This window comes from Paenibacillus sp. AR247 (assembly GCF_002968895.1).
In the GTDB taxonomy this organism is placed as follows: domain Bacteria; phylum Bacillota; class Bacilli; order Paenibacillales; family Paenibacillaceae; genus Paenibacillus_AQ; species Paenibacillus_AQ favisporus.
In genome coordinates this window covers 535,864-546,016 of record NZ_PCZT01000009.1, presented here as the reverse complement: position 1 = coordinate 546,016, position 10,153 = coordinate 535,864, and the positions used below count along the sequence as shown (strand labels likewise).

Annotated in this window: 8 protein-coding genes and 1 pseudogene; 8 read left to right on the top strand and 1 reads right to left on the bottom strand. The window is 52.5% G+C overall.

All coding sequences use genetic code 11. The features are described from left to right. Both CPT76_RS37205 and CPT76_RS36620 read left to right on the top strand, forming a co-directional pair. On the top strand, positions 1–895 hold an 895-nt coding region (locus CPT76_RS37205; protein ID WP_105442882.1), incomplete at its 5' end, for a Gfo/Idh/MocA family protein. Between the two features lie 47 nt (positions 896–942). Then, positions 943–1,125, top strand: a complete 183-nt coding sequence (locus CPT76_RS36620) for a hypothetical protein (RefSeq protein WP_146116213.1) — start codon at positions 943–945, stop codon at positions 1,123–1,125. 109 nt (positions 1,126–1,234) lie between these two features. Here CPT76_RS36620 and loaP read toward each other — a convergent pair whose 3' ends face one another. Then, a complete protein-coding gene (gene loaP / locus CPT76_RS10510; protein WP_105442881.1) occupies positions 1,235–1,843 on the bottom strand; it encodes an antiterminator LoaP in 609 nt (202 codons plus the stop codon). A 347-nt stretch (positions 1,844–2,190) separates the two neighbouring features. On the opposite strand from loaP, the gene CPT76_RS10505 reads away from it, so the two are divergent. The 6 genes and pseudogenes from CPT76_RS10505 (at position 2,191) to CPT76_RS10480 (ending at position 10,134) form a co-directional block, all read left to right on the top strand. After that, on the top strand, positions 2,191–2,949 hold the full coding sequence (locus CPT76_RS10505; protein ID WP_105442880.1) for a 4'-phosphopantetheinyl transferase family protein: 759 nt from the start codon (positions 2,191–2,193) through the stop codon (positions 2,947–2,949). Positions 2,950–2,970: 21 nt separating this feature from the next. Continuing rightward, a pseudogene (gene fabD / locus CPT76_RS10500) lies at positions 2,971–5,369 on the top strand (ACP S-malonyltransferase). A 107-nt stretch (positions 5,370–5,476) separates the two neighbouring features. Continuing rightward, positions 5,477–7,996: a type I polyketide synthase gene (locus CPT76_RS10495; protein WP_105442879.1), complete on the top strand. Its 2,520-nt coding sequence runs from the start codon at positions 5,477–5,479 to the stop codon at positions 7,994–7,996. Continuing rightward, the gene (locus CPT76_RS10490) at positions 7,927–8,535 is read left to right on the top strand and encodes a polyketide synthase dehydratase domain-containing protein (protein WP_181152784.1); all 609 of its coding nucleotides are present in this window, start codon (positions 7,927–7,929) and stop codon (positions 8,533–8,535) included. Before CPT76_RS10495 ends, CPT76_RS10490 begins: the two co-directional genes overlap by 70 nt. Next, positions 8,427–9,428, top strand: a complete 1,002-nt coding sequence (locus CPT76_RS10485) for an acyltransferase domain-containing protein (RefSeq protein ID WP_258168616.1) — start codon at positions 8,427–8,429, stop codon at positions 9,426–9,428. The genes CPT76_RS10490 and CPT76_RS10485 overlap by 109 nt, the downstream gene beginning before the upstream one ends. A 316-nt stretch (positions 9,429–9,744) precedes the next feature. Beyond that, on the top strand, positions 9,745–10,134 hold the full coding sequence (locus CPT76_RS10480; protein ID WP_105442876.1) for a MerR family transcriptional regulator: 390 nt from the start codon (positions 9,745–9,747) through the stop codon (positions 10,132–10,134). Positions 10,135–10,153: the final 19 nt, after the last annotated feature.

The following is a 10,153-nucleotide window of genomic DNA, read 5'->3' as shown; positions in this document are numbered from 1 at the left end:
TAAAATACATCAACCTCTTCGTGTCGGAATCATCGGTGCCGGTTTGAACGGTGCGTGGGGAGGTCGGGCACACATTCCGGCGCTGAAGGCGCTGCCCGAGTTTATGGTGACCGCCGTCGGTACGTCGCGGCAGGAAAGCGCAGAAGCGAGCGCCGATCACTTTGGCATTCAGCATGCCTTTTCCGATCCGCTTGAGCTGGCCCTGCATCCAGAGGTCGATTTGGTGACCGTATCCGTCCGGGTTCCGGAGCATGACCGGCTGATTCGCGCGGCACTTGAGGCCGGCAAGCATGTGTACAGCGAGTTCCCGCTCGGACGGACGACCGCGGAATCGTCAGTATTGCTGCAGGCGGCCCGCGACCGAGGAGTTCGCCATTTCGCCGGGTTGCAGTCGCGTGCCAATCCCGTCATCCGCTACGTCCGGGAACTTCTGGCAGAGGGTTACGTCGGGGATGTGCTTGCCGTTCACGTCAATTACGCCATACCGACGTATCCGATCCGCTCCAAGCAGATCGACCAGAGCCACGTTTATTTGCTGGACGATGCGAACGGGGCTAATCAGTTGACGATCGCCGGCGGCCATCTTCTGGATGGGATCATGTATCTCTTTGGTCCATTTTCCGAAATATCGGCCATATTGAAGACGCAAGCGCGGCAGGTCCCTGTGGAAGAGACGGGTGAAATCATCCGTGCGTCGGCACCGGATCATGTCGTGGTTAGCGGGATTCTGCCGGGCCAGGCCGTTTTCAGCTCCCAAATCCGCAACGCGCACGTGGGAAGCTTCGCGATCGAGATCAACGGCACGAAAGGGGATTTACACATCCGCTCACGTCAAAACTTTATGTTCCAAATCGATGATCTGATCGTACTTGGCACGCAGGGGAGGGAGAGCTGAAGGAACTGACGCTGCCCGGGCATATCCACCTGCCTCCGGCCGAGCTGATGGGAACACCCGCTTACAATGTGGCGGGCATTTACCAGCAGATCCACCGGGATCTGGCGAAAGACACACACGAGGCGCCGGATTTTCAAACCGCACTTGCGGTTCACGAGCTGTTGGACCAAGTGCGGAAGGCGGGGGAGACAGGGGCCGCATTGACATTAAAGAAGACCGAAACCGTTTAAGGTTTCGGTCAGTGGAAGCGGAACAACGAGAAAAGTCGGTAAACCGTCGCCTATTTCTGTCAGACGGCCGATTTTAATATTCGCATGGGAGACTTTGTGTGTATGAGTATCAGGCCAAAGTGCTTTCCAATGGGCTTTGGACGATCTCGATCCCGAAATCGATCAGTTGCTCCGCGCCCATTAGGGTTAACAGCACCTTAGCTCTTTTTTTATGCTTGTCAATTTTTTTAATCAGCTTCTCCATTCCTTTTAATGGACCCGCCTGCACGACGATGTGGGATTCCTGGAAATAAACCTTGGAATACTCGATCACTTCACTTTCGTTGATAAGGTTCAGTACCACCAACATTTCATCGCAGGGGATTTCTTTGAAAAATTGGGACTCGTCGACCAGATAATGTGGTGCTTGATCATCGTGATCCAATCCATGCGAATAAAGCTTGATGCATTTGTCTTTTTCATTTCTGTAATTCAGCGTTTGATATATGTAGGGATTTTCTTTCAATTGATAATAAATGGAGTAATTCATGTCAGCTTGAATGAACACATAACCCGGAAACAGCGTTTTAACCGTGTGAACGATTTCGCTGCGTCTTTTTTCCGGGACCTTTCTTTTGGGAATGAGGCTGTACAGCAGGTCTTGGTCGAACTTGCGATCCAGCCACTTTTTGATGTTGGATTCATATCCTGTTTTGACAAACAGCGCATACCATGACATGTTGAAATCCTCCTTTATATGATCATGAAAATCATAGCAAAGATGGATTAAATTAATTGTCGAAATATGAATAAAAAGTCATTAAATATATCATCATAGCAAAAAAAATAATAGTTTACATAAACTCCAAAATATACTATTATAATTGGTAATTAATGACTTGTTTACATAAACTTATGTTCCACTTAATCGACGTTGCGGCGCGTTAAGAAGGCATAAGGGCCATATACACATCACTACGTTAAAGTGTTGGATGCTTGCGGATTCCCTTAGTTATAAAGGGTTCCCGCAGGCATTTTTGCGTTTTCCGGCAGAAGACCAGGGAGAGAAAGACGGGAGGAACGTTCATGGAGAATGCAGAGATAGACCAAAGCCGGGAGGTGCGGTTGAAACACCTATTCAACAACAGGGATGGTCCTGAACAAGCCGCCCTGTATATGGTGCAAATGCGGGAGTGCTTGCACCGCGAGCATGCTGAAGCTTTTCTTCATCCGGGTGAATGGGAATTTTTCGGCACACTGAAGTTCGAACGAAGGATTCACAGCTATTTGGCTGGACGATACGCCGCGAAGAAAGCCGTCTCGCTGTTTACGGGTGTACGCGATTTGCGCTCAATCCGGATCGAGCGGGGATGCTTCAATCAACCGGTGGTGATCGGATGGGCGAACGTTCAGGTCAGCATCACGCACGCCGGCAATGCCGCCGGAGCCATTGCGTTTCATGAGGCTGTGCCGATGGGGATCGACATCGAAAGGGTATCCGTCTCGGCCATGGAGGTTCTGATGAACCAGGCTTCTCCCAGGGAGTTGGAGCTGATGCAGTCCATTCCGCATTCCCTGGAACGTATGCTGACGCTCTCGTGGTCCGTTAAGGAAGCATTGTCCAAAGTGCTGAGAACGGGGCTGACGCTTCCAACCGAGCTGCTTGAGCTCAATCGGCTGGAAGCGTGTGACGGTTATGTCATCTCCCAATTCGCCAATTTCATGCAGTATGAAGCGGTTTCAACGTTTATGGGAAGGGATGTTTGTTCGATCGTTTATCCCAAAAGGCGGCCGCCCGATTTAGGTGTACTGCGGCATGCAGTGGAGCAGGCGTATCAATATTGATAGAGAGGATGTGGAGAGCTTATGTTAGCTTATGTGTTTCCGGGACAAGGAGCCCAGAAGAAAGGAATGGGGGCGCCCTTTTTGACGAATTTCCGGAAATCGTTGCCGAAGCCGATCAGGTGCTAGGGTATTCCATTCGGGAATTATGCCTGGACGACCCCGATTCCAAGCTGAACCAAACCGAGTATACCCAGCCCGCTCTGTACACGGTCAACGCCCTGCATTATTACAAAAAAATAAAAGATACCGGCATAAAGCCCGATTATGTCGCCGGACACAGTTTAGGGGAATACAATGCGCTCCTGGCCGCAGGTGCCTTTGAATTTGCCGCCGGACTCCGGCTGGTGCAAATGCGAGGTGCATTGATGAGCCGTGCCGCAGGCGGGGCAATGGCTGCCGTTATCGGATTGAGCGAGGAGCAAATCCGCGAAGCACTGTTGGCGAATCAGCTGGAGAGAATTGATGTTGCGAACCTCAACAGCCCGAAGCAAATCGTCATTTCCGGCTCGAAAGCGGACGTAGAGCATGCCAGGCCAATGTTTGAGGGTATGAAGGATGTCATGATGTTCGTCCCGCTGCGGACGAGCGGCGCATTCCATTCGCGATATATGCAGGAGTCCTCGGAGAAATTCGAGGCTTTTTTGAGCGGCTATTCATTTGGCCGCCTGACCATACCGGTCGTTTCCAACGTATACGCCAGACCCTACAGGGACGCGGATATCCGCGCCAATCTCGTCAAGCAAATCACGCATTCCGTGAAATGGACCGAGAGCATCAGGTATTTGTGGGGACGAGGGGTTGAACAATTTGAGGAAATGGGACCCGGCAGGGTCTTGACCGATCTGATCACCCGGATCCGGACGGAAGCTGAGCCGCTCATCGTGGATGACAATGAACTACAGAATGGCAAGGAAGCCTTGGATGATAAAAGCTCTATTGATTCTTTGCCCACCATGCCCGCCATAGAGTCGGCCCAGGATCATACCATGGATCAAGTGACCGAACGTTTGACCTGCATATCGGCTGCCTCCTTGGGGAGCAGTCAGTTCAAAAAGGATTACGGGTTGAAATACGCATATTGTACGGGCGCTATGTACCGCGGAATCGCTTCCAAAGAGATGGTCGTCCGCATGGGTAAAGCAGGCATGATGGGTTTTTTCGGAGCAGGCGGGTTGAAAATGCCCCAAATCGAAGATGCCATCCACTATATCAAGGAACGTCTGGATCCGGATCAAGCCGCATACGGACTTAACCTTGTCCACAATCCTTCGGAGCCTTGGGTTGAAGAACAGACTGTCGATTTGTTCCTGAAGCACGGCATTACCGTCGTTGAAGCCGCTGCGTTCATGAGCATTACGCCGGCACTCGTGAAATACCGGGCGAAGGGACTCAGGAGGGATGCTGAAGGACAGGTGACGGCTTCCCATAGAATGATCGCTAAAGTGTCGCGGCCGGAGGTGGCCGAGCTGTTTTTGAGTCCGGCACCGGAGCGGATTGTCGGCAAGCTGTTGGAAGAGAGAAAAATTTCTCCGCAGGAGGCGGAGATGCTCCGAAAAATTCCAGTGGCGGACGATATTTGCGCCGAAGCGGATTCCGGCGGGCATACCGACGGGGCGGTCGCGTACGCACTGATGCCGGCTATGATCAAGCTGCGGGACGAAATGATGGACAAGTTTGGTTACCGGAAGCAGGTGCGAATCGGAGCGGCCGGAGGGATCGGAACGCCCGAGGCGGCGGCAGCGGCTTTTATGCTGGGCGCGGACTTTATCGTAACGGGTTCGATCAATCAATGCACCGTGGAAGCCGGTACGAGCAACGCCGTCAAAGACCTGCTGCAGCAGGCCAATGTCCAGGATACGGAATATGCACCCGCCGGGGACATGTTTGAAATGGGGGCCAGGGTGCAGGTGCTGAAGAAAGGGCTCTTTTTTCCCGCACGCGCCAATAAACTGTATGACCTGTACCGACAATACAATTCGATCGATGAAATCGACAGCAAAACCAAGGCTCAAATTCAGGATAAGTATTTTAAGCAATCTTTTGCGAGTATTTATGAAAAGCTGTGCGTGTCCTATCCGCAAGTGGTGGAAAAGGCAGACCAAAATCCAAAATACAAGATGGCGCTTATTTTCCGCTGGTACTTCTCCTACACCACCCGCCTGGCAATCCAAGGAGACGAGGAGAATCGGGTGGACTACCAGATCCACTGCGGTCCGGCGCTCGGCGCTTTCAACCAGTGGGTCAAGGGGACTTCGCTGGAGCGCTGGCAGAACAGGCATGTGGACCAAATCGCGGAGAAGCTGATGCTGGAGACGGCAGAGCTGCTGAACCGGAGACTTGCGCTGTTTGCCGGGACTCCTGCTTCAAACGAAGTTCAACCCTCAGGATTGGAACATGTACCCGCAGGTGCAGCACGTTAGCGTAAGAGGGTATGGGAGGCTACCACGGGAAAAAGCCTGAATTCATCGTAAGGCGGTAGTAACAAGGAAGAAGTTCAATCACAAGTTCGAGCGAGGTGTACCTTGACATGGATAAAGATATCGCCATTATCGGTATGGCATGCCGGTTTCCGGGCGCGCAAAACTACGATGAATTTTGGGACAATTTGAAGGAAGGGCGTTCCAGCATTCAGGAAATTCCGAAAGAACGCTGGGATTGGCGGGATTATTGGGGCGACCCCCAGTCCGGCAAAAACAAAAGCAACAGCAAGTGGGGCGGGTTTATTCGTGATGTAGATGCCTTTGACCCGGCCTTTTTCGGCCTTTCCGCCCGCGAGGTCGAAGTTACGGATCCCCAGCAGCGAATCATGCTTGAGTTGTCGTGGGCGTGCCTGGAGGATGCCGGGGTGCGGCCGTCGGAAATTTCCGGCGAAAAAATCGGCGTTTACATGGGTGTCTTCAACTTCGATTACAAAGGGCTCCAGGAGAGCTCCAACCAGACGATTGAAACCTATCATTCAATCGGGACGGCCTCGGCGGTCATTGCCAACCGGATCTCTCATTACTTCAATCTGAAAGGTCCCAGCTTTCCGATCGACACTGCTTGTTCCAGCTCCTTCAACGCCATTCATGCCGCAGCGCAGTCGCTCCAGCTGGGTGAATGCCAAATGGCGCTCGCGGGCGGCGTCAGTCTGATCCTGACTCCGTCGCGCCATATTTCCTTCTCCAAGGCAGGCATGCTGTCGCCAACCGGTTCGTGTAAAACGTTCGATGACAGCGCGGACGGCTACGTACGCAGCGAAGGGGCGGGGGTTGTCCTGCTGAAGCCGCTGAACCAGGCGGTCGCGGACGGCGATCCGATTTACGGCGTCCTGAAAGGAAGCGCGGTGAACCATAGCGGCAAAACCCACACGCTGACTTATCCAAATCCGGACGCGCAGGCGGAGGTCATCGTCGAAGCTCACCAAAAAGCGGGAATTCCCGTTGATAGCATCAGCTATATCGAAGCCCATGGCACGGGTACACCGAAGGGGGATCCGATGGAATTCCACGGACTGGTCCAAGCTTTCGAGAAGCTGCGGCTTGACCAGGATCCCGCACTGGAGACCCCTGGGAACTACTGTGGCCTTGGCTCCGTAAAAGCAAACATCGGACACCTGGAATCGGCTGCAGGCATCGCAGGTGTGATCAAAGTGCTGATGTCCATGAAGCATAAACAGCTCCCCGGTCTGCACAATTTCAAAAAGCTCAATCACCGCATTTCGATGAAGGGCACCCCTTTTTATATCGTAGATGGGCTTAGGCCCTGGGAGGCTCTAACCAGTGATACAGGCGAAGCTTATCCGAGGCGGGCGGGGATCAGCTCCTTCGGTTTCGGCGGAACCAACTCGCATGTGGTGCTGGAGGAAGCTCCGCCAAAGAAGCGGACGGTCAGCAGAAAACTGCCGTACTGCATGGTCTGTCTGTCGGGAAAAACCGAGGAAGCCCTGGCCCGGAGACTTCGGGATCTTCTGCAGTGGCTGGAACGCCAAGATGAGAGATATACGCTAACCGACATCAGTGCCACACTCCTGATTCGGCGGGAGCATTTTGGGATTCGGGGTGCCTTTATCGTTCGGGATATCCGTGAACTGCGGAATAAAATCACCCAGGTGTTGGCCGGGAATGATGCCGAAGGCTGGTTGACGGCAAAAGTACCTCCGAACAGACCCGAGGATACGCTGGCGTTCGAATCGCGGGGTAACGCATTAATAAAGGATCTCCGCGTTTTGAAAAAGAGCGATGCGGAAGAGTATGAACGGAAGCTGAAGGAGATCGCTGATTTATATGTCCATGGATACGAAGCGGACTGGAAATCGATTTTTCCCGCTTCCGGATGGAAGCATGCCCATCTTCCGACGTATCCTTTCGCAAGAGAACGGTACTGGCTTCCCGAAGTGAACGACGCAGCCGCTGGCGGAATGGCTGCGGGTGAGGGCGTTCAGGCCCAAGCCATTCATCCGCTGCTTCATACCAATACTTCGGATTTAAGGGAACAGCGCTACAGTGCCGCCTTTACCGGACAGGAATTTTTTCTGGCGGATCACCAAGTGAACGGGGAACGGATTTTTCCCGGGGTAGCCTACTTGGAAATGGCGAGAGCGGCCGTGATCTGTGCTTCCGGAAGGGAATGTAATCGCGAGGCGGCGGTGTCGCTTCGGAACTTGGTTTGGTCCGTGCCCGTCAAAGCCGGTGCAGATCCGGTGCGGATTCATATCGGACTTCATCCGGAAGGACATGATCAGGTGGCGTTCGAAATCTACAGCGAAAACGAAGCAGACGCCGATGAACTTACGATACATAGCCAAGGTACGGCTTATTTTGTTCAAAACGATCCAGGGCCGGCCGCTCCCGTTCGGGAGATCGCGGAACAAGCGCAACTCTCCCGTTTCACCGCGGAACGCTGCTATGCTTACCTTCGTTCCATAGGGCTTGATTACGGTCCTGCTCTTCGCGGAATTGCTGCGGTGTACTCCAGGCAAGGAGGATACGGAGCTGTTTGCGAAGCTGTCGATCCCGCAGTCCCTTCCGGGAAAGGAACAGTCCGTGGGTCCTGCATCCGGCCATGATGGATTCCGCGCTGCAGGGGGGCGTTCTTCTCCTGAATGGTTTTTTTCAGTCCCAAGAGGAGGAACCGCAAACTCCAGGCCAAATGTGGCTCCCTTTTGCCTTGGACGAGCTCCTGATTTTGCAGCCGTGCCAAGATGAAATGTGGGCCCGGATTCGGTACAGCAAGGACCATCACCCGCTTCATCAGGTGCGTAAGGTCGATCTGGATTGGATGGATGGCGAGGGAAACGTCTGTGTAAGCATAAATGGGCTTTCTTGGAGGCATCCGGCCGTGCAGCAGGCAGCAAGGTCTAAAGACACGAACGGAACGTTCCCCGATTCCGGATTGCTTCTCATGGAACCGTTTTGGAAAGAGGAATCCCCGGCACTGCAGTTCGGGACAAACAGCTATCGGGAGCACTTGATCGTATTATGCGGTTGTCCGGAGGATTGGGCGGGGCGATTTGCCAAAGGCATGGATACGGCGAGAATTCTGGATTGGCAAAATGTGGCGAAAGATGTGATGAACATATCCGCGATTACGCCGAACGTTTGCTGAGAGAGCTGCAGCTTCAGATCGAAGATAAAACGCCGGGACGCGTGCTTATTCAACTGATGTTCATGCGGAGAGGAGCGGACTCGCTCTTGGAATTGTACGATAGCGTCCGTAAAACGGGCGAACCTCTGGATCATTTATCCTACAGTCATCCGGCCATCTTTATGGTGGAATATGCATTGGCGCAGGTGATGATAGAAAACGGGGTATATCCGGATATCGTGCTGGGGACGAGCTTAGGCGAGTTTGCATCCTGTGCCGTTGCCGGCGTTATCGATTGGGAAACGGCTTTGGAGCTTGTTGCCGCTCAAGCCGACGTGGTCCAGCAGACTTGCGAGCCGGGCGGCATGATCGCCATCGTAAGCGATCCCGCGATGTTCGAGCAAACCGTTGAGCTGCATGCGCACACCGAGCTGGCCGCCGTGAATTTTCATTCCCACTTCGTCGTATCCGGCACAGCGGAAGGCATCCGGCAGGCCGAAGCGTTCCTAACGCAAACCCGAATCGCCCATCAGGTGCTGCCTGTGCGCTTCGGCTTTCACTCCGCATCAATCGACGCAGCGGAGACGGCGTATAAATCTTATTTGAAAGGGATCAAGTTTAACCGGCCGCAGGTGAAACAGATTTCCGGTCTATATGGGATGGGCATCACGTCGTTATCTTCAGACTATGTCTGGGATGCCGTTCGGCATCCGATCCGTTTTCTGGAAGCGATCCAGCGGCTGAGCCCTTCGGAGCATATCTGCGTAGATTTAGGGCCGTCCGGAACGCTCGCCAATTTCACAAAGCATCTGTGGAAAGCAGTATCCGGTTCAGGAGTGTACAGCGTGCTCAGTCCTTTTCAAAAGGATTTGGACCGGTTGGAATCGACGATACGCCGAATACAGCAAGAGTAGCAGTTTTCTTGATCTAATCCCATTCCCACAAGCTGGGGATGGGATTTTTTTATGGGAATAAGTGTGAATAGAGCATGCATGGATGCTTACACAACTGCACCAAACCGGATTGAAAACGTCTATGTTAACGTAATATATAATATGTTAACCAAAATTGGCTGATACAATTTTCTATTTATCACATTTATATTTAATACCATTAATAATATTCTCATTTCCCTGCAATTCAATCCAATTTATTCACTAGGGCTAACTCTGACCTTGACCTGGAGTCAGCTCCAGCGTTTACAATAAGGGGGAAAGGCGGTGACTTTCTATGTATAACATTCGGGAAGCTTCCACAATGACTGGATTTAGTCTGGACACACTACGTTATTATGAAAAAATGGGACTGATCCAACCAGCTTCGCGTGGAACGGGTGGTGTCAGGAGCTATAGCGATGCAAATGTCCACCAAATTTTATCGATCAAATGCTTAAAACAGAGCGGTTTGTCGCTGGAAGACATTAAGGATTTTATTGCCGACGGCCAGTGTTTCAGAAACAAGGAAGCTCTGGACGATGAAGAGATGAAGTTAATCCAAAGCCGGATGTCTATTCTAGCGGCTCAATTGGACCGGTTGGAGGAGCAGCGGCAGGCGCTGGACCAAACGATCGCGGAGGCACGGACCAAATTGGACTATTACGAAAAGCTTATGCAATCTTAACGAGGAAAAAAATGATTAA

Bases quoted from the DNA above. Each gene is read 5' to 3' on its own strand.
- CPT76_RS36620 (WP_146116213.1), top strand. From the start codon at position 943: ATGGGAACACCCGCTTACAATGTGGCGGGCATTTACCAGCAGATCCAC.
- loaP (WP_105442881.1), bottom strand. From the start codon at position 1,843: ATGTCATGGTATGCGCTGTTTGTCAAAACAGGATATGAATCCAACATC.
- CPT76_RS10505 (WP_105442880.1), top strand. From the start codon at position 2,191: ATGGAGAATGCAGAGATAGACCAAAGCCGGGAGGTGCGGTTGAAACAC.
- CPT76_RS10495 (WP_105442879.1), top strand. From the start codon at position 5,477: ATGGATAAAGATATCGCCATTATCGGTATGGCATGCCGGTTTCCGGGC.
- CPT76_RS10480 (WP_105442876.1), top strand. From the start codon at position 9,745: ATGTATAACATTCGGGAAGCTTCCACAATGACTGGATTTAGTCTGGAC.